This is a genomic window from Vibrio sp. QJM3NY_35, assembly GCF_057785915.1.
The window spans coordinates 1,134,923-1,160,404 of the sequence record NZ_CM173508.1 but is presented as its reverse complement, the minus strand read 5'-3'; the positions used below and the strand labels follow the sequence as shown (position 1 = coordinate 1,160,404).

The 25,482-nt window shown below is 41.5% G+C and carries 26 protein-coding genes; 13 read left to right on the top strand and 13 right to left on the bottom strand.

Features of this window, described 5'->3' with window-relative positions:
* The first annotated feature begins 109 nt into the window (after positions 1 to 109).
* The 6 genes from AC3CH3_RS20550 to AC3CH3_RS20525 all read left to right on the top strand — a co-directional run bounded on the left by AC3CH3_RS20550 (position 110) and on the right by AC3CH3_RS20525 (position 5,027).
* Positions 110 to 916 (top strand): energy transducer TonB, encoded by an 807-nt coding sequence (locus tag AC3CH3_RS20550; protein ID WP_488538274.1) that lies wholly within the window; start codon positions 110 to 112, stop codon positions 914 to 916.
* Between the two features lie 2 nt (positions 917 to 918).
* Positions 919 to 1,620 (top strand): MotA/TolQ/ExbB proton channel family protein, encoded by a 702-nt coding sequence (locus AC3CH3_RS20545; RefSeq protein WP_017062755.1) that lies wholly within the window; start codon positions 919 to 921, stop codon positions 1,618 to 1,620.
* Entirely contained in the window at positions 1,617 to 2,030 is a 414-nt protein-coding gene (locus tag AC3CH3_RS20540; RefSeq protein ID WP_488538273.1) for an ExbD/TolR family protein, read from the top strand. The genes AC3CH3_RS20545 and AC3CH3_RS20540 overlap by 4 nt, the downstream gene beginning before the upstream one ends.
* 165 nt (positions 2,031 to 2,195) lie before the next feature.
* Positions 2,196 to 3,083: a heme/hemin ABC transporter substrate-binding protein gene (locus AC3CH3_RS20535; protein ID WP_488538272.1), complete on the top strand. Its 888-nt coding sequence runs from the start codon at positions 2,196 to 2,198 to the stop codon at positions 3,081 to 3,083.
* A gap of 124 nt (positions 3,084 to 3,207) precedes the next feature.
* Entirely contained in the window at positions 3,208 to 4,245 is a 1,038-nt protein-coding gene (locus AC3CH3_RS20530) for a FecCD family ABC transporter permease (protein WP_048609731.1), read from the top strand.
* The gene (locus tag AC3CH3_RS20525; RefSeq protein WP_081229403.1) at positions 4,245 to 5,027 is read left to right on the top strand and encodes a heme ABC transporter ATP-binding protein; all 783 of its coding nucleotides are present in this window, start codon (positions 4,245 to 4,247) and stop codon (positions 5,025 to 5,027) included. The genes AC3CH3_RS20530 and AC3CH3_RS20525 overlap by 1 nt, the downstream gene beginning before the upstream one ends.
* 397 nt (positions 5,028 to 5,424) lie before the next feature.
* Here AC3CH3_RS20525 and AC3CH3_RS20520 read toward each other — a convergent pair whose 3' ends face one another.
* Positions 5,425 to 5,886 carry a TetR/AcrR family transcriptional regulator gene (locus AC3CH3_RS20520; RefSeq protein ID WP_004731875.1) on the bottom strand — a complete coding sequence of 154 codons (462 nt, stop codon included), beginning with the start codon at positions 5,884 to 5,886 and terminating at the stop codon, positions 5,425 to 5,427.
* 530 nt (positions 5,887 to 6,416) lie between these two features.
* Between AC3CH3_RS20520 and AC3CH3_RS20515 the strand changes: the two genes are divergently transcribed.
* Positions 6,417 to 6,716 (top strand): YfcZ/YiiS family protein, encoded by a 300-nt coding sequence (locus tag AC3CH3_RS20515; protein WP_017062761.1) that lies wholly within the window; start codon positions 6,417 to 6,419, stop codon positions 6,714 to 6,716.
* Between the two features lie 36 nt (positions 6,717 to 6,752).
* Here AC3CH3_RS20515 and AC3CH3_RS20510 read toward each other — a convergent pair whose 3' ends face one another.
* Positions 6,753 to 7,049 (bottom strand): YnjH family protein, encoded by a 297-nt coding sequence (locus AC3CH3_RS20510; protein ID WP_019825683.1) that lies wholly within the window; start codon positions 7,047 to 7,049, stop codon positions 6,753 to 6,755.
* A 103-nt stretch (positions 7,050 to 7,152) separates the two neighbouring features.
* Between AC3CH3_RS20510 and AC3CH3_RS20505 the strand changes: the two genes are divergently transcribed.
* Positions 7,153 to 7,752 carry a hypothetical protein gene (locus tag AC3CH3_RS20505; RefSeq protein ID WP_488538271.1) on the top strand — a complete coding sequence of 200 codons (600 nt, stop codon included), beginning with the start codon at positions 7,153 to 7,155 and terminating at the stop codon, positions 7,750 to 7,752.
* A 141-nt stretch (positions 7,753 to 7,893) separates the two neighbouring features.
* On the opposite strand, the gene AC3CH3_RS20500 is transcribed toward AC3CH3_RS20505, so the two are convergent.
* Positions 7,894 to 9,000 (bottom strand): 1-acyl-sn-glycerol-3-phosphate acyltransferase, encoded by a 1,107-nt coding sequence (locus AC3CH3_RS20500; RefSeq protein WP_048609736.1) that lies wholly within the window; start codon positions 8,998 to 9,000, stop codon positions 7,894 to 7,896.
* Between the two features lie 175 nt (positions 9,001 to 9,175).
* On the opposite strand from AC3CH3_RS20500, the gene AC3CH3_RS20495 reads away from it, so the two are divergent.
* Positions 9,176 to 9,802 carry a hypothetical protein gene (locus AC3CH3_RS20495; protein WP_017064307.1) on the top strand — a complete coding sequence of 209 codons (627 nt, stop codon included), beginning with the start codon at positions 9,176 to 9,178 and terminating at the stop codon, positions 9,800 to 9,802.
* A gap of 133 nt (positions 9,803 to 9,935) precedes the next feature.
* On the opposite strand, the gene AC3CH3_RS20490 is transcribed toward AC3CH3_RS20495, so the two are convergent.
* Together AC3CH3_RS20490 and AC3CH3_RS20485 are read right to left on the bottom strand one after the other, a co-directional pair.
* The gene (locus AC3CH3_RS20490; protein WP_019825688.1) at positions 9,936 to 10,421 is read right to left on the bottom strand and encodes a hypothetical protein; all 486 of its coding nucleotides are present in this window, start codon (positions 10,419 to 10,421) and stop codon (positions 9,936 to 9,938) included.
* 27 nt (positions 10,422 to 10,448) lie between these two features.
* Entirely contained in the window at positions 10,449 to 10,970 is a 522-nt protein-coding gene (locus tag AC3CH3_RS20485; protein ID WP_019825690.1) for a nicotinate-nicotinamide nucleotide adenylyltransferase, read from the bottom strand.
* A gap of 109 nt (positions 10,971 to 11,079) precedes the next feature.
* On the opposite strand from AC3CH3_RS20485, the gene nadE reads away from it, so the two are divergent.
* Positions 11,080 to 11,910 carry an NAD(+) synthase gene (nadE, locus tag AC3CH3_RS20480; RefSeq protein ID WP_265973945.1) on the top strand — a complete coding sequence of 277 codons (831 nt, stop codon included), beginning with the start codon at positions 11,080 to 11,082 and terminating at the stop codon, positions 11,908 to 11,910.
* A 97-nt stretch (positions 11,911 to 12,007) separates the two neighbouring features.
* Here nadE and AC3CH3_RS20475 read toward each other — a convergent pair whose 3' ends face one another.
* Positions 12,008 to 13,864 carry an MOSC N-terminal beta barrel domain-containing protein gene (locus AC3CH3_RS20475; protein WP_488538270.1) on the bottom strand — a complete coding sequence of 619 codons (1,857 nt, stop codon included), beginning with the start codon at positions 13,862 to 13,864 and terminating at the stop codon, positions 12,008 to 12,010.
* A 267-nt stretch (positions 13,865 to 14,131) separates the two neighbouring features.
* Positions 14,132 to 14,905 carry an EAL domain-containing protein gene (locus AC3CH3_RS20470; protein ID WP_488538269.1) on the bottom strand — a complete coding sequence of 258 codons (774 nt, stop codon included), beginning with the start codon at positions 14,903 to 14,905 and terminating at the stop codon, positions 14,132 to 14,134.
* Positions 14,906 to 15,217: 312 nt separating this feature from the next.
* Between AC3CH3_RS20470 and AC3CH3_RS20465 the strand changes: the two genes are divergently transcribed.
* From AC3CH3_RS20465 to AC3CH3_RS20455, 3 genes are all read left to right on the top strand, one after another.
* Positions 15,218 to 16,138: an IS5 family transposase gene (locus AC3CH3_RS20465; RefSeq protein ID WP_488538121.1), complete on the top strand. Its 921-nt coding sequence runs from the start codon at positions 15,218 to 15,220 to the stop codon at positions 16,136 to 16,138.
* A 140-nt stretch (positions 16,139 to 16,278) separates the two neighbouring features.
* Positions 16,279 to 17,235 carry a helix-turn-helix domain-containing protein gene (locus tag AC3CH3_RS20460; protein WP_488538268.1) on the top strand — a complete coding sequence of 319 codons (957 nt, stop codon included), beginning with the start codon at positions 16,279 to 16,281 and terminating at the stop codon, positions 17,233 to 17,235.
* 96 nt (positions 17,236 to 17,331) lie between these two features.
* Entirely contained in the window at positions 17,332 to 18,342 is a 1,011-nt protein-coding gene (locus tag AC3CH3_RS20455) for a helix-turn-helix domain-containing protein (RefSeq protein WP_488538267.1), read from the top strand.
* A gap of 254 nt (positions 18,343 to 18,596) precedes the next feature.
* On the opposite strand, the gene AC3CH3_RS20450 is transcribed toward AC3CH3_RS20455, so the two are convergent.
* The 6 genes from AC3CH3_RS20450 to AC3CH3_RS20425 all read right to left on the bottom strand — a co-directional run bounded on the left by AC3CH3_RS20450 (position 18,597) and on the right by AC3CH3_RS20425 (position 25,431).
* On the bottom strand, positions 18,597 to 18,860 hold the full coding sequence (locus tag AC3CH3_RS20450) for a hypothetical protein (RefSeq protein WP_488538266.1): 264 nt from the start codon (positions 18,858 to 18,860) through the stop codon (positions 18,597 to 18,599).
* Positions 18,861 to 19,566: 706 nt separating this feature from the next.
* Positions 19,567 to 20,307 carry a LysM peptidoglycan-binding domain-containing protein gene (locus AC3CH3_RS20445; RefSeq protein WP_488538265.1) on the bottom strand — a complete coding sequence of 247 codons (741 nt, stop codon included), beginning with the start codon at positions 20,305 to 20,307 and terminating at the stop codon, positions 19,567 to 19,569.
* Positions 20,304 to 21,431 carry a hypothetical protein gene (locus tag AC3CH3_RS20440; protein WP_488538264.1) on the bottom strand — a complete coding sequence of 376 codons (1,128 nt, stop codon included), beginning with the start codon at positions 21,429 to 21,431 and terminating at the stop codon, positions 20,304 to 20,306. The genes AC3CH3_RS20445 and AC3CH3_RS20440 overlap by 4 nt, the downstream gene beginning before the upstream one ends.
* Positions 21,388 to 22,092 (bottom strand): hypothetical protein, encoded by a 705-nt coding sequence (locus tag AC3CH3_RS20435; RefSeq protein WP_488538263.1) that lies wholly within the window; start codon positions 22,090 to 22,092, stop codon positions 21,388 to 21,390. The genes AC3CH3_RS20440 and AC3CH3_RS20435 overlap by 44 nt, the downstream gene beginning before the upstream one ends.
* Positions 22,093 to 22,105: 13 nt before the next feature.
* Positions 22,106 to 24,907 (bottom strand): CS1-pili formation C-terminal domain-containing protein, encoded by a 2,802-nt coding sequence (locus tag AC3CH3_RS20430; protein ID WP_488538262.1) that lies wholly within the window; start codon positions 24,905 to 24,907, stop codon positions 22,106 to 22,108.
* Positions 24,904 to 25,431 (bottom strand): hypothetical protein, encoded by a 528-nt coding sequence (locus AC3CH3_RS20425; protein WP_488538261.1) that lies wholly within the window; start codon positions 25,429 to 25,431, stop codon positions 24,904 to 24,906. The genes AC3CH3_RS20430 and AC3CH3_RS20425 overlap by 4 nt, the downstream gene beginning before the upstream one ends.
* Between the last annotated feature and the right edge of the window lie 51 nt (positions 25,432 to 25,482).

The window sequence follows — 25,482 nt, the reverse complement described above, 5'->3', positions numbered from 1 at the left end:
ACTGAGAGAATCATAAATACACGTAAATGATAATGCAATTGATAATTGATCTTATTTAGATTCTAAGCAATAATCCGATACAGAATTTTGATTTGGTAAAGGATTGATTGTGAACGTTCCTAGATATGTTATTGCAGGCGGTGCATCGTTAGTGATTCATGCAGCGTTGTTGTTTGTCGCTCAAGAATCCAAAGTATTTGCGATGCCTGCAGGTAGCCAATCAAACACGGTATCGATCAACTTCACTCCTAAGAGCGTTCCTTCACAAGCTCAGCAAAAAACAATCACAGAGCCAGTTAAACCTGAGCCAATAAAAGAAACCGTCTCACAAGCCGAACCTAAACCAGTCGAACCAAAAACGGTTGAGCCAAAGCAAGCTAAGCCAACCCCAAAGAAAAAAGCGATCACCAATAAACCTCAACCAAAGAAAGTTGAGAAAAAAGTGATTGAGCAAAAGGTTGTCGAGAAGAAGCCGGTTCAAAAGAAACCAGTAACTGAGAAAAAGGTCGTTAAGAAAGAACGCCCAAAACCAGCCACTCAACCAGAGAAGCTAGCCGACAAGAAAGTCGATAAGAATATGGACGAATCTGCCAACCAGCCTCAGGAAGTAAATCAAGGCGTATCAAACCAAGAGCCAGTTTTGGTCACTAAGCCTTCGTTCTCTGCGCGTCCTACCCCACCGAATTACCCTCGCCAAGCAAGACGTCGTGGCGTTGAAGGTGTCGCGACTTATGAAATCTGGCTAGACGCTGAAGGCAAACAAATTAAACAAGCATTAGTAAATTCATCAGGCGCACTAATGCTCGATAACGCCGCATTAGATGCCATTAAACAATGGAAATTCTCACCTCACACTGTCAATGGTCGAGCGATTGCTCACCGAGTACAAATACCTGTTCGTTTTAGGTTGGATTAATCATGCAACAAATCAGTTACTTACAAGATCAACTTGGCTTAATGACTTGGCCTCTTCTTATCTGTTCAGCATTAACAGCAATGATCATCGCTGAACGTGTCTTCCAAGTCATGCTCAGCATTGGTGTGGGCAAACGTGCCATTCGTCGTGAGCTTAACCAAATTTCACCAACCAACAGTAAAGAGATTGAAGCGCTTGCTCAGTCGATTTCAGGTAAACGCCCGCTACTGTACAAGGGCGTGTCAATGTTGCTTGCTCACCACTCCTTTTCAAAAGGGTTACGTGAAGATGCCGCTGGGATCTGGCTACAAGAAAAACGCCACCAGCTTCATGCCGGTTTAAGACTGCTTGGTTTGATCGGCGTGATCAGCCCACTCATCGGCTTGCTTGGTACGGTACTTGGTCTTATTGAGATGTTTAAAGGCGTTGCCGCGACAACAGGCAGCATCACGCCTAATGACTTGGCAGACGGTCTTGGATTAGCAATGCGAACCACAGCAGCAGGTTTGATGATTGCGCTTCCTGCTATTTCTGGTGCTCAGCTACTAGGGTTATGGGCCGATCGAGTGCTAGCTCAGCTAGAACATACTCTGAACTATGTGAATGTGTGGCTAGAAGGCATGTCGATTCAAACCAATCAGTCTGATGATACTCAAGGTAAGCCTGTCAACAAAACCTCTATCGGTGATGTGAGCCAAGCATGATTAAAACGCCCCACTCATCGAACACACAGAGCCTAGCGCCAGACTTAACACCGCTGCTCGACATCATTTTTATTGTGATGGTTTTTCTATTGCTTACGGCATCAGTAAAGCTGGAGTCACTGGAAGTTGAGCTGCCAAGCTCGGATGTCAAAAACGTTTCTGAAGTCCACAAGGATTCGATTAGCGTCAATATTTTAGACCGCGAACCCTACTGGGCAATTAACGGTCAAGAATACATCGACTGGGAAAACTTCAAGATTGCCCTGTTAGAAGAGACTGGTTCAACGGATAAAAAACCGATCATCATTGGCGCGGATAAAGCCGCCAACGTTGAAAACCTAGTGACGTTGCTTTCATTCCTTCAAGAGAACGGAATACAAGCGACTCAACTGCTCACGGACGATGGCTAGAACAATACTCAATTTTTATGAGGCCTAACGTTTATGAAACTTGGCTCCTGATAGTTAAGACCAAATAGACAGAACTAAGCCTCTCTATCGATTCGAACTCACAATGCGAACGGACTGCTCACTGAGTATCTTCGCGATACAAAAAGAAAATATAAAGAACTTATTATGAACAACTTAAACGTGCTCAATAAATTAAAGACCAAGACACATCTCCTTTCAGTTGCCGCTATGAGCTTGGCACTTACCGCACCCACAATGGCCAATGACGCTGAACAACCTCGAATCATCAGTGCCGGTAGTGCCGTTACTGAATTGGTTTTGGCATTAGGTGCTGAAGAGCAGCTAGTCGCGATTGACGTGACCAGCCACTTTCCTCAAGCAGAAAACCTGCCAAAGATTGGTTATCACCGAAACCTGTCTGCGGAAGGCTTACTTGCCCTAGAACCGACCACGTTGATTGGCTCAGATGAAATGGGACCAGACAACGCGATTTCTCAATTAAAATCGGCAGGCGTCGATGTAGAGATCGTCAACACTGAAGCAAACGTTGAAGGGCTGTTAAAGCGTATTGACCAAATCGCCAAGATTACCCATACCGAAGCACACTCACAGCAAGTTAAAGCTGAAGTAAATCAGAAGATTGCTGCACTGAAGGCGAATCAAGTACCAAGCAACGAAGCGAAGAAGGTGCTTTTCTTATTGCTGCATGAAGGCCGTCCTGCGAATGTTGCCGGTGGTGAGACTTCACCAAACGCGATCATTAAATTGGCTGGTGGTGTGAACCCTGCCGCCCAGAGCCTAACCTCTTACAAGCCACTTTCAATGGAATCACTCGTTGAGATGCAACCCGATGTGATTTTGGTCAGTGGCCGTAGCTACCAAAAAATGGGCGGTGCTGATGCCATCCTGAAATCGCTACCTATGTTAGCAGCGACTCCTGCAGGTATGAACAAGCAAATCATTACCGTAAATGGCAGTGCTTTGGTTGGCGGGCTTGGTCTCGAGAGCCTTTCAGAAGCTAAGCGACTAAACGCACTTATCTATCCGCTATAACTTATCTACCCGCTATAACGCGACTACCCTATTTTTACTGTTGCTAGTTCAATGCCCGTCACCAGCCTACTTTCGCAATGTTGGTGATGGATCTTGAAGTTAGCAGCGGACATTGAGGCCCTTTATGTTGTTACGATCCGTCCCGCTGAAAACATCGATGTTAGGCCTAGGTGCTACCCTAGTCTTCGTCGCACTGTTTTCAATCACCGTTGGGCCAATGAACATTAGCTTGGCTGACAGCGCAGCGAGCTTACTCCAGCCAAACAATGACTTGGCCCCACACATCAACTTGGTGATTCAAGAGATTCGCTTACCTAGAACCATTTTGTGTATGTTGATTGGTGCGATTCTCGCGTTATGTGGTGCTGTTATGCAGGGCTTATTTCGAAACCCACTTGCTGAGCCTGGGATCATCGGTGTGTCTGCTGGTGCGGCGCTTGGTGCAGCACTGGCCATCGTACTTTTCTCTGAGCTATCGCTTCAATACCCTGCTTTCATGAACTTTGCTGCGGTTCCTGTGTTCGCTTTTCTTGGCGGCGCTTTAACCACACTGTTGGTGTATAAGCTAGGCACGGGTAAATTCGGCACCTCTGTCACCATCATGTTGTTGGCGGGTGTGGCGATCAGTGCGCTCTCTGGCGCTGGTATTGGCTTCTTGAATTTCATTGCTGATGACCAAATGCTACGCGATCTTTCATTGTGGTCGATGGGGTCATTGGCAGGCGCTAAGTGGTCAGGCATTTTGCTGGCTGCTGTCACGCTCGTTGGATTGTTTGTCGTGTTCTACCGCCAAGCGATGTCTCTAAATGCTCTATTACTGGGCGAGTCAGAAGCGCAACACCTTGGCATCCCAGTACAAAAGCTTAAACGAAAGCTGATTCTACTGACGGCTGCAGGCGTTGGTATCACGGTTAGCCTGTCTGGCATGATTGGTTTTATTGGTTTGGTGATCCCACATTTAGGTCGCATGTTAGCAGGCCCTGACCACCGAGTTCTGTTGCCACTATCAGCGGTACTAGGCGCACTACTGCTAACCGCCGCAGACATGTTCTCACGTGTGGTACTTGCTCCGGCAGAGCTACCTGTAGGTATTGTCACTGCGATTATCGGCGCTCCATTCTTCTTGTATCTACTATTTCAACAGAAAGGGAGAATCCTTTAATGTTTCCTTCAGCTTTAAAAGCGACCGATATCGAAGTGAAGTTCGGCAGTAAAGTGATATTAGATGGCGTTTCTATTGAGATTGAAGCGGGAAAGGTAACCACACTGCTTGGGCCAAATGGCGCAGGTAAAAGCACGCTGCTTAAAGCTTTGTGCCAAGAGATATCAAGCAACGGCGATATTCAATACTTTGGACATAGTAAAGACAAGTGGCCTTCTCACAAGTTAGCTAAGCACCTTGCTATGCTTCCTCAACACAGCACCTTGACCTTCCCATTCTTGGCACATGAAGTTGTCGAGCTTGGTGGGATTCCTCTGCAAGAATCCAACAAGAAGCTGACCAGCATTGCTAGCCAAAAAATGGATATTGCAGATGTGACTCACTTGAGTGAAAGGCTTTATCCTTCTCTATCAGGCGGTGAAAAGCAGCGAGTGCACTTAGCTCGAGTGTTAACTCAGCTTCATCACTCTGGTGACCAATGTATTTTGATGCTTGATGAACCAACGTCTGCACTGGATCTTGCCCACCAGCACAACACCTTAAAGATAGCGAGAGAATTAGCCGATAACCACAATGCCGCGGTTATCGTAGTTTTGCATGACCTCAACTTAGCCGCGCAGTATTCCGACCGATTGGTAGTATTAAAAGATGGCAATTTGGTGTGTGATGGCAAGCCTTGGGATGCGCTGAAACCTTCGATGATAGAAGATGTGTATGGTTACAAAAGTATCGTAGAAAAACACCCAACCATGAGCTTCCCTCAGGTTCACCCCGCACAATAAGTCCGATTAAGTAGCGACTCGTTTTGAGTATTCGTTCTTGATAACAATGACGTAATCCTAAGCCTCGATTTGTTCGGGGCTTTTTATTGGCTCATAGCTACTCTCTCGGTTTAAACTCAATTTTATTAATAACTACAACAGCAAGCACCAAAACGACTCACCTTGAGCGTTTGAGGCTCTAGAAATGCACACTACCCTTTAGAGTTACTTAGCTTTTAACACTGGAGAGGGAAACAAGGCTTGAACGTAAGCATATAAAAAGAAAAGAAATAACTTCATTCAACATCAATAAACAAGACAGCAAGACAGCGGTGTGGGATTGAGAGAAAAACGCGCAAGAAGTGAAACGGCAGGCACAAAAAAAGCCCCCGCAGGAGCTTCTTTTATTGAGTGCTGATTATTGGCTCATACGAATCAATGATTTACCAATCAACCACTCTAGTTCTTTACCGCTAGTATCGCCAAACTGAGTTTCAGTCAGCTTGTATAGACGATCAATACCGTTTGCAGCGAACTCATGCGCGCTCTCAGCAGTAACAATATGATGGAAAAGTAAACGTAAGATTGCTAGGAACTCAGCGTCTTCAAGTGCTGCAACCCAGCTAGCTGAAAATGCGTCAAGGCCATTTTCGAAGTCAATGTGTTCCATGAACATCTTGAAAATACGACCGTCTAGAGCAGCAGTAAAATCCGTTTTCTTTGGAAAGTGATGACTTATACCTGTACGAGAAACACCCGTTTGTTGACTCAACGTCGTGTATGACATCTTGTCGTAACCCAATCTTAGTAGCTGGTCTACAACGGCATCCATGATTTTCTGGATCGTGATTTCTGTATCTTCTTTACTACGCTTTGGCATATTCAGGCTCTTCTCTTTGTAAATCCATCTAACTCAATCAAATGAAGTCAGAATGAAAATCGTTATCAGCATTATGTGAGCAAGGTATTTTTTCGCAAGTATTTATAACTAAATTCACACAAATACTATGTACGAACAATTTTACAGTGATGCCTCTTTGGACACTTTGTCTAATTGTTCTTCGAAAATCACCTTACAATCCTAAGTCGATAAGTTTAAATAACTACTTAGAATATGAAATACCCAACGAAAAATTCATTGTATAAATACCTATCAAGCGATAGATAGTCTTATAAAATCATTTCTGGCGCAACTAAGTGAATGATATTCTGACATATTAATAACATTCCTTTTCAACAAAACGTGAGGTAAATCACATGCATATTTGGCGGCGCGAATGTAGATATTCATTAAACACCTTAACAAACAACATAGCATACCAGTATAAATTAGTTCAAAGGTTTTAATTTTTGTAGATACAGTTCAAATTGCTCGTTAGAATAACCTCAGACTTTGTAAGAGGATTATTTATGAGCCAAGATATTGGTAACAACGATGTATGTGAGGCTTGCGGCTGTGCAGGCGAAATCGGGTTCATCATTAAAGAAGGCGACGATGTTGCTGAAGTAACGGTTTACGGAAACTCAAAAGCACTGATTGAAGCTGAGTTTGCTAAGTATGTTGAACTTGCTAAACAAGTGTCTAGCAACGTTGAGTTCGAAGCATCAGAGATGACTGAAGAAAGCACAGAGTTGCACGCTCGCTTTAAATTTGAAGTTAGCGCTGAGAAGATTATTTTTGAACTTAAGACTCGCTCTCTAGCGCGTTAATATAAGCATTTATATTCTTATTAAAAGACGAGTGAATTACTCGTCTTTTTTTAATTGAACCCAAGCCAGTGACCCATTTTGCTCAAAATCATTTTCTGCAGCGCACTGAATCACTACGCCCCCCACCTCTAACACTGCCCCAATACTATAAGCCTTGTCATCATAATAACAAACTCGTTGCTGTTGACTGCCTTGTGTCACCACTACCGCAGCTTTACCGGGCGTTGAAATTACTTTATTGGCACTCGCAGACATTGAGCCAAACACTGAAGCGGCTATCAGAAAGACCTTAATAATTCGTATATTTACTCTAATCATTGATTTACCTATCATCTTTGCTCCATTTCTCGTTAATCTACCGCCAAATGGGTAAAACACTATGCGAGATTAATTTTTCCATTATAGTGTAAACGTCTATCGTAATAAGAAGCTTGTTATGCTCAGAATAATTGCACTTATTATTGGTTCTTTAACCATAACAAATGTCAGTGCTGAACCACTCGATCACTATCAAATATTGAACCATCTCGATAATTACGGAAACTTATATCTACGAAATAAGCCTTATACATCACTTCCAACTGGCTTGGTGGTAGATGGTAATCTCAATATAGAGAATACTGCGATCACACGCCTACCCAAAGGGTTAGAAGTGAACGGCAGCCTAAAAGGCTCTAACAGCCAACTCGCTCGAGTCCCGAGCGGGGTTAAGATAAAAGGTTACGTCGACTTGATTGGCAGCCAAATCACCAGTTGGCCAAGAGGTGTAAGAGTGGGCGGCTTTATTAACCTCACCGATACTCCACTGGAAAGGCTACCGAATGGCTTTAGAGTGAAAGGCGATCTGAGCGTGATCCGCACTCCTTTAACCGAGCTACCCAACGGGATCGTGGTTGATGGCGACTTATATATAGGCGGTTCTGGGATTACAACATTCCCCGAGACTATGACAGTTAAAGGCAACATCTATCTAGGCGGCAACATTGTAACCATATGGCCAACCAATCTAGAGCTCGGTGGCGCAGTCGCTCGCTAATTCAGACTGAAGCTCTAATGCTCGAATACGTGAATGCTCGATCGCAGCAGCAAGTAGCCATTCAGAAACAAAAAAGGAGCCCAAGGCTCCTTTTTCAATTAAATCAAGTTGCTAATCAACTAGCAAGCTAACTAACGCTCGTTAACCAATGTTCTTCACTGGGTTCGCGTAGCTATCGATCAAGTACTGACGCGCGCCTTGTGGCAAGCTCGATAGTTTAGCTTCAAACTCTTGCTTAACGGCCGCTGTAATCGACTCGTCTTCTTTTTCTGCTGCCAGTAAGTTTACTGGAAACAGTTTATAGTTATCGTGGATCTGACGATCGATCTCTTCAGCAAGCGCTTCTGGGGTATCAAAATCTTGGTCGATAACCTGACCGAAGCCAACGTGAACGCGTCCTTTATTACCGATGATGCCTTGAATGATACTTTCGATATCTTCAAACTCACCCTTTTCGTAACTGCCGTTTACGTCTTTCTCGAAAAGCTCTATCGCTTTAGCTGTGTCACATGGGTCGTTCTCGTAAGAAATAGCCACAGGAACAATCTTCAATGACTTCACGTATTCAGGGAAAGCAATTTTTTGCTTACGTCCTTCAACGTGAAACATTTTCAAAATTGCTGGCTCAGTAAAATCGTTACCGTCTTTCGCACGACCTTCCTTTTGAGCGATCCAGATTGAGTTGCCCGTTTCTAGAGAGTGCTTGATGTAGGAAGACAACTGCCCTAGCGCTTTCATCATCTCACGTGGTCCTTTCAAAGAACGCTTTACGATGAAGCTCTTGTTTAAACGCATCAATTCAGTCGCACATGGCTTCTTCAACAGGTTGTCACCAATAGCGATACGACAAGTCTGATGATTATTTTGATGCAGAGCGTAATTTACCAACGCAGGATCCATAGCAATGTCACGATGGTTTGATACAAACAGGTAAGCTTGGTTCGCATCCAGAGACTCGACACCAGTGTACGTCACACCGTTGGTGGTTTTCGCTAACGTGTCGCGTAAGTACTTTTTCACTTCAATCTGAATGGACTCAACGCTAGTCAGCTTGCTCCACTTCATTTTTAAGTACACACGCAAAATCGGGCTCATTAATGCTTTGAACCAAGACGCATGGTTTGAAAAACGGTAGTGCAAGATTGCACTAATAAATTCTTCATCATTAATAAGACGGTTTAGTGCCGCTGGAATTTCATCATCGCCGTAAGGACGAATATCAACATATGGATCGGTTGGAGAGGTCATTTTTTAATTCATATAATAAAAAGCTGGCTCATTCTACGCGTTGTTTTGACTTCTCGCAGCTACAGAGCCCATACTTTTGACAAGGTCAGACCAGAAACATTGAAAATCCCCTGTTATTGTTGGCATTCTTTAAGATTAACGGTAATCTTGACGCCCCAAAATTAAGGTACTATCTATGAACTTCGCTATTGAATATACATCGGCTTACTTTTCACACTTGGTGATCACACCACGCAAGAAAGTACTTAAACATAGCCTTGTATCGGTTCAAAGTGGCTTGGTTTTGATTAAGTTAGGCAAACAAGAGTATGCCGTTGAACCAGGACAAAGCGTCTGGATTCCATACGACTGCCTAACGTCACTGACCTACTTTCCAAACACTCAGGTTAACCGCGTCGATTTTTCTGTTCGTTTGACGGATTCATTCCCAAGACAAGCGGGTTACATTACGCAAACTAACCTCTCTTCGGCGCTACTAGAAAAGTTAGAACAAACCAAAGCTCGCGCTTCCAATGCCAATAATACGGAACAAGCGTTTAAAGATATGCTTTCTGTATTGAAGCAAGAAGTGTTGTCGTTTAAACCACTACTTTGCGAAAGTGCTCTTTCTCAGCGATTCAATCAATGGAACATTGATGATTCAAACCTGCCACAAGAGCACACTCTGGTGATGGTGATGCGAGAAGCGAAGAAACGCATGCAGTCAGGCCAGAAACGTTCACTTGTGATTGATGACCTGTTCTCAGGTAAAGAAGAAGAGTTCGAACAACTGTGTATGCTTGTTTTTGGTGAAGATCTATAGCTTGGCAGTAAGTGAGTGTTTGTATTTAAACTAGCAAGCCAGATACTAAAAAGCCGCAAAAACTGAGTTTTTGCGGCTTTTTTAATTCTTACTGTTTAGACGTAGTTAGCAATCTATCTGTGTATCTGCCTGTCTAAAATGGCAATTCAACTTGCATCATTAGGTCGGCGTCACGTGAGTCATGCCAACGGTAATCAAATCGCATGCGCGGTTGCCCTTCTACTTTATCACCAAAGCCAATGCTCAATTGAAGGCCATGATTCATCAACCACTCTTCTGTCGACATATCATACTGCTCATCTTCAAGGTCTTCTGGAAACCACATACCCAAACCAACATAGTTTGACTCAATGCTTTGTGTCAGCAATGGCGAGTCTTTACTTTGAAGTACCCAGTCAGACCAATAGTCTGGTGTGCTCTCGGCCTCGTCTTCACTCATACCAGTGATTTCCAGCATGCGCTCACCAAAAGACTCAATGCTCGTAGAAAGATCTAGACAGTTGTCATCTTCATCAGAAGTCAGCATGATTGAATCTAAGCTAAAAAAGTCACATTCAGCATACGCAGGCATACTGCATGCTGCCATGATCAACGTCGCTGGTATCGCGCTCTTTAGCATAGTCCTCTGACCTCTTGATTAGTGAACTTACATTATCTGATACAGTCCACTATCTTGCAACATCTTTGTAACTGACTTTGTACTCAGTTTTGCCACATCGCTTCCACTTATCAGTGCATTACGTATGTCTGTGCTGCGAATTTTCACTTTTTCAGGGCAAGCCATTACAGACCACTGCTCGGTAATCTCATCTGATTTATAGAAAGATGAGAACTTAAAGAAGTTATCTGGGCCAATAACAAACGTCAGTTCAGCGTCACGATGTAACTTTTGAAGTTCACTGAGCACCGCATAAGTCGTCACGCTTTCACCTGGGGTAAATAGGCTCTTTTCGATCAAAGAAAGCTCCACTTGCTCCAGTGAAAGATCGCTAATAAATGCGTTAACTAACTGACATCTCGTATCAAAGTCTAGCATCTCTTTTCCCCAAGCATGGGCAATACTTGGAACGAGTAGAATTTTGTCAAAGTGAGCCAACGAATCAATCACACTTTTGTGCCCTAAGCTCGGTGGATTAAACGCACTACCGAAAATGGCTATTTTTTCCATTATTAATTACTGCCTTCTCTTTCTAAGCTTGTGCAAAGAGGTTTTTAAATCGGATGATTTAGGTATGATAACACTAGATTTTTAATTTGCTTGCAGGAAAGGAATACGAATGGAACAGTTAATTCGTGACGAAATGCGCGTACTACCTTCAATTGACCCTCACTTCGAAGTGACTCGTCGTGTGGACTTTATCAAAACGAAACTTCAGCAGTCAGGCTGCAAGTCTCTGATCCTTGGTATCAGTGGCGGTGTGGATTCGACAACTTGTGGCCGCTTAGCACAAATGGCCGTTGATAGCCTAAATGAAAGCGCTGGTAGCAACGACTACCAATTCATCGCGGTTCGCCTGCCTTACGGTGAACAAAAAGATGAAGACGAAGCGCAACTTGCTCTGTCTTTCATTCAGCCTTCTCAATCTGTTTCTGTAAACATTAAAGCGGGTGTTGATGGGCTTCACGCTGCATCTCACGTTGCTCTAGAAGGCACTGGCCTACTACCAACAGATTCAGCAAAAATCGATTTTGTGAAAGGTAATGTGAAAGCTCGCGCTCGCATGATCGCACAATACGAAATTGCAGGTTACGTTGGCGGCCTTGTAATCGGTACTGACCACTCAGCGGAAAACATTACTGGCTTCTACACCAAACACGGTGACGGTGCATGTGATTTAGCGCCTTTATTTGGCCTGAACAAGCGTCAAGTTCGTGAACTAGCAGCAACACTGGGCGCTCCAGAGCTACTGGTTAAAAAAGTGCCAACCGCTGATCTAGAAGAGCTTGATCCACAAAAAGCTGATGAAGCAGCATTGAACCTTTCTTACGACCAAATCGATGATTTCCTTGAAGGCAAAGAAGTCCCTCAAGACGTGTCTGACCGCTTAGTGGGCATCTACAAAGCAACACAACACAAGCGTCAACCAATCCCAACGATCTACGATTAATTATCTGAATTAGTCTCAGGATCAAAAAGGCCGGATGTTCATTTAACGAACTTCCGGCCTTTTTTATTTCGTGCTTTTCCTTATGACCTACGCGTCGTTAATCCACTACTTCGATATCAGTTTGCGGAACACTGCAACACGCCAGTATCTGACCCATATTACGTTCATGCTCTTGCAATGCTGGTACATCCGGTTGATGAACTTGTCCTGACTCAAGGGTCACTTTACAAGCGCCACAGAAACCAGCACGGCAGCTTGAAGCAATAGACACACCGGCCGACTCAGCTTGCTCTAGCAGGGTTGATTGGTTATTACCTTCAAACAGGTAGCCATTGACACTTAGCTGCAGCTGCTTCACCGCCTCTTCGGTAGACTGAGCAACACCAAACGCTTCTTGATGATAATGCTGAGGATTAAGCCCCATTTGAATCAGCAATTTCTTGGCATTATCCATAAAGCCGTCAGGGCCACACACGAATGCTTGGCGTTTATGAAGCGCTTCAATTTTAGCGACATGAGACACGCTCAAACGACCTGATAGACCATCCCACTTTTTCGTTGGCTGGCTTAACGAATAAATCACGCGCAACCCAGAATGTTCGTGAGCGATCTTATCAATCTCTGCTTGATAAGGGATATCTTCTTCACTGCTGCATTGGTGATAGAACACCACATCATCAATTTGATCATGGTCTGCTAAGTAACGAAGCATCGACAGCATTGGCGTGATGCCGCTACCTGCAGATAAAAGTAGTAAAGGGTGCGTTGGATTTTGTTCTAGATAAAAAGCACCGTCTGGGTTTTGAGCAACAAGAGTGTCACCTACTTGGAAATGGTCATTGAGCCAGTTTGAAATTTGACCATCGTCCACTCGCTTTACAGAAATCGCCAAACGGCCTGCGCGTGATGGGCTAGAAGATAACGTGTAACGACGAGAAACCTTCTCGCCATCAATCACCATCTCAATCGGTAGATGCTGCCCAGGCTGGTAACTTGGTAGTGAGTGGTTCTCTTTCGCTGGTTCTAGCCAAAACGTTGTAAAGTCGCGAGCGATCTCTTCACGTTCAACACAGGTTAAGTGCAGCGACTCCACCCATGTGTCTTCATAATGCTCTTTCTCTTTGGTTTCAAGTACCTCAACCACATCACCCGCTTTCACCAGACCTTCATTTTTCGCCACTAGATTCTGACCAAAGAAAACGCCACCGCGTTCATTAGCTCTGAACGTAGAGAAGGTATTGAGCGGCTCTTTTGTTGATCTAAATTCGCCACTCTCAACATCGACTGTCGTCAGGATACAGCGCTCACAAGGCTTCACCGCTTCGAATTCAACCTCACCAATTCGGATACGCTTCCAGCCGTCTTCGGCAAAGGCTTCTGTATTTGAAACAACAAAGTTAGTGCGGAACTGATCCATTGAATGAACTTCAGGGCTGCGGCGATTAAGCTCATCTAGAGAGGCTTGGCTGATCACCAACATTGGATAGCCGTCAGCGAAACTGACATTCTGACCAAGTTTTTCTCGAACACGATTGGATTGCTCACCACAGAACAACAGTTCTACGCGAACACCAAGCACATCGCTGAACCAATCATCCGCCTCGTCGTTGGTGGTATACGCAGTGAAGCTGTCTTTCCACACCGTTGCAGGCGCTTCTTGCATCTTGAAGTTTGCATATTTCAGACGCAGTGGCTCTTTACCTTCATAAGTAAAAATCAAACCGTCTGGCTGCAAACTTGAAGAGACCTTAACCATCTTCGGGTACTTGCGCGCTGTAACCATTGAGCCGTCAGCCAATGCCAGCATGAAACGTCTGTCGAAGGTAAGGCCCTGTTTTTCGACCCAAGCAGAAGAGAGTGCAATCCCGCCCACTGATTTAACCGGAAACACGTTGATTTGAGATAAGGAAGGAGCTTGCTCTGAAGCCTTTCGATCTATAGGTGACTGCGACATAACGATTCCAATGTTTTGTTGTTTGTCCCAATGCTAACAAATGGTTATAAATAGATAAACTGGCAGCCATTAAACACTTGATACTAAGTCAATATAGGTAAACTGTTAAAGTCACAATATGCTCTAGCAAATCTACAACCCTAGAAACTAATGAGCCCCTCAGTTACCCAACAGCATCTATGTTTTCTGATTTTTAAAACCAACAAAATTCAACTGCAATGCTCAGTGCTCTACTGTTCAATAAACATAATGACCTCAGCACTATATTTACGGAAATGAGCAATATGCTATATGTTTTTTAGACAACTGATTCAGTGAGCCAGGCTTTCCTAAATGGTAACCTTGAAAATAAGCTATGCCCTGTGATTTTGCGAAACGTAGATCTTCATGGTTTTCTATACCTTCTGATAACAATTCAATCTGATACTTTCGAGCTAAAAATCTCAGACGCTCCCAAAAGGTAGAATTATCGCTCCGATTTCTCATCAACGACCGGTCTACTTTCACGATGTTCGGTTTAACTACCTTAATCAGAGCTTCGCCAATGTTATAACCACTGCCATAATCGTCTATCGCAATTTTAATCCCAAGGCCACGACATACTCCGAACTGGGATATCATCCTTTTTTCGTCGATCCCAACGGGGTATTGTTCATTCTCAGTAAGCTCAATCCATAAGGTTATACCTAACTTGTTGCATGCTTGCCAAATTGGGTAAATATCACGTAGAAAAGTGAAACTTAAAACGTGACCAGGCGATATATTAATAGTCAGAAAATCAATCATTTTCTTCTGAGACAATAGTTCTTCAGACACTCTTAACAAGAATTTTTGAGTAAACCATGCAATCTTCTCAGAGTCTAATAGACAGCGGATTGACGATTCAACGTCATGCCCTTTTTCCCAACGTAATAAAACCTCAGCACCGACAGTTCCATTTCCATTAGTTATCGGTTGAAAAACAGGATAAAACAATCCCTGATTTACATCATCAATAAGTGCTTCGGCTTGCAAATTTTCAGACAACATACTCGTATTCATAAACAAACTTCTCCTTGTGATTGATCGATACTACAGATCAATAGTTAGCAAGATTTAGCATGAACAAATCATATGTTGCTTTACATGCCTACTTCTTAACCGTGTAGAGCAAGCTGCATAAGCAGTTAAACGAACTCCTGTGCAGGTACACGATACCGTTTAAAACAAGTAGAGCTCCTTTTTAGAACTGTGAACTATTGGTTCCCTTGAGTCAGATACTTTTAGATATGTTAGGCTTTGTTGCGTAATTCAATGGAACTAAATCAAGAGCCTACGATCTGATCAGCTACGTTCACTCCTTCTCGTAGCTCTATGCCTAAACCTCGTTACAAAACAACCAACTGGAAGAAATACAACCAATCACTTATTAACCGTGGCTCTCTGACCTTTTGGATTGATGAAGAGGCAATAAACGGGTGGGCGCAAAGCAAACAGAGTAAGCGCGGGAGGCCACGTCGGTTCAGCGATTTAGCTATCACGACAGCGCTCATGGTGAAACGAGTTTTTTCTATGCCACTGAGAGCTCTGCAAGGGTTTATCGACTCAATATTTAGGCTTGCCCATGTTCCATTAAGTTGTCCGCATTACACCTGCATCAGTCGTAGAGCAAAGCAAGTTGAGGTCTCATTTAAGACTAAAGCGAGAGGAGCAATACAGCACCTGGCCATTGATGCAACTGGCCTAAAGGTTTATGGCGAAGGTGAATGGAAAGTCAAAAAACACGGGACAGATGGCAAGCGTAGAGTTTGGCGAAAGCTGCATATTGCCGTTGATACAAGCACTCATGAAATTATCGCAGCCGAGCTAAGTTTATCGACGGTTACAGATGGAGAAGTCCTCCCGAACTTACTGAAACAAACACGCCGAAGTATCCTTGAGGTGTCTGGTGATGGAGCTTACGACACGAGATTGTGTCATGCTGCTATTAAGATTAAGGGAGCCATTGCGCTTATTCCCCCAAGAGAAGGGGCAGCCTTCTGGGAGCGTGGTCATCCTCGAAACCTCGCCGTGGGTTGCCAGAAGTTATACGGCTCAAATAAGTATTGGAAAGAGCGGTATGGGTACCACAGACGTTCACTATCAGAAACAGCGATGTATCGAGTAAAACAGTTACTAGGAGGACGATTGAGCTTAAGACATTACAATGCGCAGGTGGGTGAGACTTACGCGATGATAAAAGCGTTGAACAAGCTTACTGGGTTAGGTATGCCTGAAACTTGTCGTATTGACTAAGAAACACACGAAATGGGGTAGCTCTATCTATAAATTTAATTACGCAACAAAGCCGATATGTTACTAAAAAGACGCCACAATCCATCTTGAACAACTATACTTTAATGAAATCAAATTGCACATACACATAGGGATAGTGAATGTTTGGTGATTATTTAAAGGAATTGAGAGTCTCACTTGGTCTTACTCAGAGTGAACTTGCTGTTAGGTTAAACCTTGCAGATGAAGAGTTTCGCTCTGTAGATGTGGTAACGCTAAGCCGCTGGGAAAGAGGAAAAACGAAGCCAACGCTTGCCAAGTGCCTTAGAATCTTGCGTTGTTTACAGATAGACTTGAGCAGCTTCTATGACTTAATACCAAATCCAAACGAAACAAAGCTACTAGACGAGTTTGAACAACTTCGTTTTAATAACAGGGTAATGAAGATTTCATCATTAAGTTATGAAAAGCCACAGGAGCCACAATCAGCTTTAATTACTGAGATGCCACTTCTTTTGAAAGATGATGACAAGATACTATGTAGCCTTAAAACCTTTTACGAAACAGCAATCTATACACCGAAGGGTTTTTTCGACATTAATCTATATGACTACCAACAAAACAAACGAGCTATTTTAAAAAAATTTGTAACAGAAAGCGGGCAGTTGGTAGGTCACTCACTTAGTTTTATATTCGAAAGTGACTATTTTGACAAAGTTACTCATTCAAAAATCATTGATATCGACCTGACAAAATCTGTCAGTTATAAAAATTCGACTAAGTTATCGGTTTGTAATTATAATCGTTACTCTTCTGATATCGAGGTATTTCGATGTATGTTAGTTTCTCAATATATTAACCTAATTCACTATTCAAATGTTCAACGTTATTATTTCTTTAATGTATGGCCTGAAAGCGGACAATTTTTAGAGCGACTTGGATTTGATAAGGTAGCATTTGATATAGAATCTGACACAGAAGGTTTTAAATTAGGCAATCGATCATTTGAACATTGCTTATATGAAATTGATACTGCGACACTTCTTTCTCAACCCGAAATAATAACCCTTATAAAAACAACACAGTGGAATAATAAAAACTTCATAAAAGACAATTAGGCACATCCTGATAATCAACACTTTAAAATGCCTACCATCTTAAATTTCTACACATAATAATATTTCGCCTTATGCAAAAGACTGGAGAAAGCTACTGTGTTTGGCGAATACTTAAAAAAATATCGAATTGCAAATGAACTAACACAAAGTCAAGCCGCTACAAAACTCAACTTACTTGGAGGAGATTTATCGAACATTGATACAGTTACACTTAGTCGATGGGAAAGGGGAACAACTAAACCAACTCTTAGCCGTAGTATTCGTGTTTTACGTGAATTTACCAACGATCTCGAGCCTTACCTATCTGAAGTTAGTCATCTTCAACATCAAGACCTTAATTCTAAAAATAGAGTTGATCAGTTCAATACTCTGATGGAAGAGAAATATCATAGTTTGAATAACTTGATCGCCAGAGCAAATTATCACTCAACATCGATGATCGAACACAATCCTGTTTGTGAATGTCCGATTGGAAATTCTAGTGATAGTGAGATTGTAAATTCTGTGCTTCTTTTTCATGAGCAAACCTCTGATGAATATATGAAGCATGGGCTCAATAAAATCGACCTTTTAAACTATTGTAATGAAAAACGTTTCATTGCCTATAAATATGTTGACAGTATCACTGGAGAACTGTTGGGACATAACTTAGGAGCCATATTTACTCTCGAAGGTATGAACTCCGAAATTGAAATTCTTGGTCAAAAGTCGATTGATGAAATAGATTTAAGAAAAACCGTTCCTAATCATCAACGTCGAAAATTAGCCTATTTTGCTGTCAGTCAGCATTCACTGTACGAGCGACCGTTTCGACTGCAACTAAATAGAGAATTCAGGTTTCTAGCAAAGCACGCCAACATTACCGACTACTACGCAACAGTTGCTATAAACAGCTCAGCAGAAGTACTCGAAAAAATGGGGTTTTCTGTTGTTTCGTACGAGAAAAAATCAACAAGCGGTGTGATTAAAGTTGGCAAACATCATTACTCCAAAGCTTTAATGCACATAAAAACAAGCCAGTTATTTGCTCAACCCGAATTCTTGAACTTACTTACAGGCTGTCAAACCTGCTCAAACCCATGCTCAATTAGCTCTCAGTGTTGCTAAGCGGTCTCTTTCAGCGCACATTAACAGGAGTACCAATCCATCGAAGGTTAATTCTGATGGATGAACTCCTGCTTTTTTCAGCCTTTCAAAACACAACTCTACAGTTCTAACATTCGTATTCGAGATTATCGAACCAATATACTTCATCATCTGCTCACTTAACTTATCGGTATAGCTACATACTAAGTTAATCAATAATTAGGTGGTAAAGCACACGGTCAAAAATTTAAAGCCACAATGCCATGTTCATCAGATTACATGTCCACCTCACGAACAATTACATCATCTACTTCATTGTTTAGTAATGTTACATAACTGCTCTGAGTCATGCCTCTTACAGCTTTCGTGTTTTGCATGCCATCCACATTCGTTAGACTCTTGTCAGAATAAATTGCTCGTATATCTCCACCGACTCGGCCTGAAAATGTAACATCATCGGTACTAATAGAAGCATTCGCTGAGGTTGCAAAAAATAAAAATGAACATAAAACGACCGAAATATTAACAAACGACTTCATAAACACCTCAAATGTAATTGGTTACATATGAGAGTTTAGCTTATTCGCAGGAAAAAAGAAGTCTAATGCCTAGTTGACCCGATGAATGACAACATTAAAATTCATTCCCGATACAAATACACCATGAAAGCAGTATTAGGCAGCGGTGTAGGCATGGTTAAACCTGTGTCGCAAAGGTGCTGAATAAGGAAATAATGAGCTATAAAGATAAGAAAAGAGATGCATTGATAAGGGAATACGAATAAAAAATTATTGATGTGATTTCTTACCATTTCGTTGTACAGCAAACTTTTGCACGTTCCTCTCAGGACGGTAGTCGGTGTACCATAATGCGACTGGCTAGATTCCAGAACTCAATACCCAACCAAACGATACACACCCTATTGCAATAATGACTAAGTTATCACTCTCTAGCCTATTAGGGGGACAAAAATAACGAACACCAATAAAAATCTTCAATATATTTTCGCACAAACATAAAAACGACGAAGATATCGCCGCCGGACTAGAAGATATTATGTAGAGACATGCGGTGTGGTTGAAGAAGTAATTCAAAAAATTTAGCGCATCGAGCTAAACAGCATATTGGAGATGAGAAAAAGTTAGTTAAGAGCTGATGATGTGGAGTTCTATTTTCTAATGGGGTATAAAGCAAAACCGCCTTTTACAAAGCGGCTTTACTGACTAAGATATCAAATCAAGTGTTCTATTCTAGGACCTGACCGGGATGGATTAAGTCCGGATTTTCAATATCATTATTCTCAATGATATCTTCTAAATCAAAGCCGAACTTTCTACGCAGCTCATATAACCAATCCCCCTCTTGCACGACATAAGGCAATGTCGGCTTAACAGCAACTTCAGATATACTGTTAGACATAGTATCGGTGTCACAGTCCATATCCGTTGGGTTAGATGTACAATCAGGAGCTTTTGTAATCTCAAGCGAAGAAGGGCGAGGTTCAACTTGGTCAGGCTCAATCTTACGCTTGCTGTCATTGAAATAATAAGATAATCCAACCACTGCTTCTCGTTGGTTTTGCCCGAAATCATCGTTCAACGTTTGATTTAGTGCGATGGTCGCACCGAAAAACTCATTCAAAGCATACTCGGCAACGTACTCTATTGTTGGATACTTGTCTTCAAGACCAATGCCTATCTTTAAATCCAGTGAGTCTCCTTCATGCACGCTATACAATAGAGAAAGATCTGGAATATATTTAGACTTGTTGTCCAACTGATAATACTTGGCCCCAAGGTTTAATTGAACTCTGTTATATTGATAAAACAGATGGAGCGATTGAGAGTTGTCATACATATCTCCATCAAAATTATAACCATAGTTTGCTCCAACACCTACACGGTGTGAGTCAGATTCTGCAGCAACAACAGAACCACAACCAATGATCAATACAACAAAACTGAAAGTGAAAAATAAGTGGCTCACAGATTTACCTCATAAACTACATTAAACGACCCTTGATAATTTCCCGAGCTAACAGAATTTCCATCAATATCAAAACTAATGTCGTATGCTACGTCGACTCGATTACTCCCATCCCCATCTACTGTCACCACTTCTGAATCAGGGAATGAAGCGGTGTTTAATACTCCGTCTTGAACAATCACTTTATCTGCACTAGCACATCCGATCGCACAAGTGATGGTATAGGGTATTTCTTCTAATGAGTTTTCCGTATTGGTTAACTCATAGTCACCGGAATTAGGGCTAAACGTCATGATCACGCCTTCTGGTAAAGTACCAAACAAACTAACATCATATCTCGTCGTACCAGAGATCCGCTTGGTTACAGTGTCGTAATTAGGGTCAATGATACCGCTACCGAACACAGTCAAAGACTCAAGAATCGCTGCTTGATAATCAATAGTAATGAGCAGTGTCTCAGGGATCCTGGTATAGGTCATCGTTCCCGTTTGACTTGTAAAAAAGTACGTTGGAGAAAGATTGATTGAAGCCGTATAAGTTCCCGTACCGACGGGAGCTGCAAAGATGTCGCTGCTAATATCGGGCAATGAGAAAGCTGGTCGAAGGAACTTGAATGGTTCTACTCGGCTTGCCGATACATAACCGGTTCGCGACACACACAGAGTAGACTCTTGTATTACTTTGGCTGAAGTACCGCTGGTGCTTGAGCTGGCGCATTCGTTAGCAACCCCCGCTCCCACATTTGAACCATGATCCTTCGGTGTAAAATAGTTAGCCGAGCTGCCTAAGTTGTATTCAACCCCTAAGACTTCCAAGCTAGTAGTAAAGCTTTCGCCTGACGTATGATTCACGAAGGTAACCGCATTTACAGATTGGTTATCCATACTTGCAGGGTACCATTCCGCTGTCGTTTGCTCCTGGGCAATCGTCCAAGCAGACGGCGATATGGCTCCACTACCAAAATAACTATTCATTGCAGCGTTATTCCAAACGACAGGCCCATTAGCCGTAATGTTTCCGTAGACTTCAGCGGCATAGCTGGATCCAACTGAATTGAACAGTAAAGCAATAAATAGCAGACTATTTCTTGTTAATCGTAATTTTTTTGTTGTAACTGTAATCATGGGTAGCAACCTTTACGGATAACGAATCGACATCTTTTAGGCCTTCAGCTAACTTAATTGTTTTCTTTCGGCCTGCTAATATTGTGTTAGTTTGTTTGCATTTATTGTTTACTATTCCAGGTTTACAATTATCAAACTGCATGTAGAAAAAAGTGTTACCTTTATTTTCTACATAAACTTCATCACCATTATATTCAATTTTGTATTGAACATTTGCAATCTCAGCTGGAACAATATAATACGGTGCATATCCATAATTTATTCCGACTCTGCTTTTATTTTTTTCGTCGTCTAATACGCTAGGCATGAAAGTCACTTGATAGACTTTATCTTTTTCTAAATTATCGCAGTTAACCTGACACAGATTCTTCACTGATACCCGGCGGCGCTCTCCCGGGTTGAGGATCAACTTACTTGGAAGTAAGGCCAGATCCCATAAAGGTAAGTTATCTTTGGTAAGTTCGATTTTTTCTAATTCACCTCTCGTAACTTTTATTTGGCTTACACTACCTTTTATATACTCTGGTTCTCCTTTGGAACTAGTCAGAGTAAATACACCATTTCCGTCACCACCTGCGATCAATAGCATTTTGTCTATGCTAAATGCGTGACTCAAGGAACTCGTAATTAGTAACATTGAGGCTAATATTGCACGTTTCATAATATTCTCTAGATTAGTTAGATGCATATGGTGTGAGTTCCATATGGACAGCATAATTAATAAGCTCGTTGACAAACACTTTATTTGCCGTCGTTAGTAAATCAGTCGACTTTGCGAAGATATATGAATATTCGCCTAAACGTTTGTTGATGATTGCAACACCTGATTCGCTAAGTTTGTTCTGATAATTCAAAACAACATTACTGTCCTTGTATTGCCCTAAATAATAGTAATAGATACCATCAACTAGCGCGATCTGATAACCTTCAGAGTTTTCTTCAAATGTAGGCATGCAAAAGTTATTACCTAAGTTTAAGTTATTAACTGATGATAATTCAGGGATCACACACTGGTTAGTTTTAGATATAATCTTGTACGGTAGCTTATTCTTAACCTTAAACTGGTAAACACCCTCTACAAGCCTATCTGTCGAAACACAACCGTCTCCTATACACTCCACACCATCAATTGGACTTCCGTTTATATCACTGAAAGTCGAGATAAATGACTTAAGTTCCGAAAGTGATGTGTCTAAACGAATAGTCGTTCCAGGGTAACTCGTTGCTGAGATATATGACTCTCCATTGTTATAAAAGTCAGAAGCTTCAGTATCCAGTTCAAATTCATACTCTTTGTACTCTTTTAATGGATAAACATTTAATGCATCTTCACTGACATATACATTACCCTGTTTCCCATTTTGCTCTGAATTTACAACCGCTAAGAACTTACCGTCAGAAGATAAATTCCCTGTATCATTGTTTGCAATAAAGTAACTCGACGACTTTTCACTCGTAAATTCAATCCCCTCTGACGTAATGATATTACTTGTTCCAATGTAAGCAGATATATTAGCGCTACTATTAGAATTCACATAGACATAAGAGTTGGTATCCATATGCTTATTTTTATAATTTGCAGAAATTGACAAGTCTGCATTATTAGAGTCTTCTTCGCTATCTTGATAATAAAGACCAGCTGAACTTGATACGTTTAGGTTATCTCTATTTACAATACTGCTTGATACTATATCTCTATGTGACAACGTCGAGTTTCCTCTTTCATCAAACCGTGCTTGCGTGCTATGCATATAGTTATTGCTAAGCCCTAAGGGAATCGTCACCGAAGCCATAACACCATAATTAATATCACTAGATTCACTCGCTGATAACTCTAGACTCAACTTAGAGTCAAGTGGTAATGACGAAATCTGAACACCACTTCTTGCAGACCAACTTTCAGAATCGTTGGTGTACCCATTAGTTAAGTCTTTATGTTGATTTCGAGTCAATATACCCGATATATACGACGAAACATTTCTCGATAGATATCTGCTATAGTTCATCGATAGTGACATGTAGCTTGAGTTTCCAAATAGCAAGCGAGATAAGCTCACATCAGAAAGATTACCACCTTCGCTCTCAAAGTTTGTATATGACAAACTCAAATCGTATAGCCCAAAATCCACATTATAAAAGCTAGAACCATCATCAAATAACCCTGTTACCGCTGATAACCTAGATACTTCACCTAATAATAAGTTGCCACCAACATAATTATAGTTGTCGGTAGAAGTAACAAACATTCCCCCACCCAGCGCAAGAAAGTCCGTAACCTGATAATTCAACTTCCCGTTAGTAAAAATAGGACTTTCATAATTATCATAAGCAAAGCTAATCGAATTATTATCAAAGCTCTCTTCTAAACCTGTATTAGTTAATTCCCTTGATAAGAAACCCGCAGTAATATGATAATCAACTTGACCAGAAGCTAGCGCAGACGATGCTGTATTTACAATCAATCTATCTTCGTTATAAAACTCCTCACTGCCATCAAATATTCTAATTGTTGCGGTGTACGTCCCAACAGGTAACTCGTTGTAGTCGAAATAGTCTTGACCAGCATTGACATTACGACTCAGCAATACACGCCCCCGATCATCATTGATTTCTAATCGCCCGGCTCGAGGAACATTTAGGTAGACGCGCCTTGAGTTGGCTGTTGACTTTTTAACAAGCTCTCTCGTTGAACCAACCGACAGCATATAACCAGAAGTTTTGCTGTTATTCTCTAAAAACTGAGTACTATTCCAAGCACGTTCTTGATATTTGTAGCCTACAGAAAAGCGAGTATTGCCTTGAGCATAATTGTAGGACGAATCATCAGAACTGAATCCGTTGACATCGCTATAGTTCAGGTCATTGTGTATATAGCCATACTTACCAAAGCCTATATAGTTTTCATGTTGATAAGAGTATGCTGATGTATGATCCGTTGTATCGCTATAAGAACCTGAGAGGTTAAGGCCATGTGACATGATCACTGCATTATGATCAGTAGTTGTTTTCACAAACTCTTGCTCTAATTCTTCACGCTGCTCTTCTAGGTATTGAGAGTTGACATGAGCAATCAATGAGTGACTATCTGGCACGTAAACAAAATCGTAGAGCTCGGGAAGCAAACCACATTCACTTCTATAACCAACACACCGCTTACTAGATTGAACGCCCGTCACTAAAGATTCAGCGATGGCTTGGCTAACGGCTTCATCAATTCCGAATATCACCTGAAGTTTTTCTACTACTTGTGCTTGTTGAGATGTTTGAATTCTTATCTCATCACCGGCAACCAAGGCTATTAAGTTAAATGATTTATTTTTATCTGCTGACAAGACCAGTTTTAATGTTAATTGCTGCTCCTCAAATAAGTCTTCAAAACCGTCAGGAATATTCGCACTTGCCTTGGCACTATACATTACAACAGACACGAATATAATTAGGCTGTTTAGACCTAACCAAATTCTAAAAAACATCATAATTGTAACTCCACATTAAATGTGATGTTGCCATTACAACTCAATGGCTCATCACTCGGTATTTCTTGGTTTGTGACTAGAGAAAACTCGTTGCTTGCCCTCTCAAATCCAGTGATATCTTCAGTATCAAATGAAAAATTGGGTAAATTATTAACATCAGGGTAATGGACATGGTCGATATAAAGATCGATAAAATCATTTATAATGACAGTCCCATTTTCGTTGGTTTCACAAGATGAGCTAAAATCTGAAACGTTGTAACTGTATTCAAATAAGTCACCAGAGTTAGTTGAAATAGTTGTCGTAACATAGGATAAAAAAAAACCATCATAGAATGATTTAGACTCATCATCATATTGCAATACAATATATTCTTTGGATAACCTAACATTGATTGAGTAATCATATAAATTGGCTCTATTGATCTGTGTACTTACAGGGAATAAATAGCTTTCTGAACCAGAACTGCTACAACTAAAAAAATTCAACAAGCATAATAAGAAACAATTTATATTTATATTCATGGGATAGATTCTCTCAAAAAAATAAGGCACTTAATTGATATAAGTGCCTTA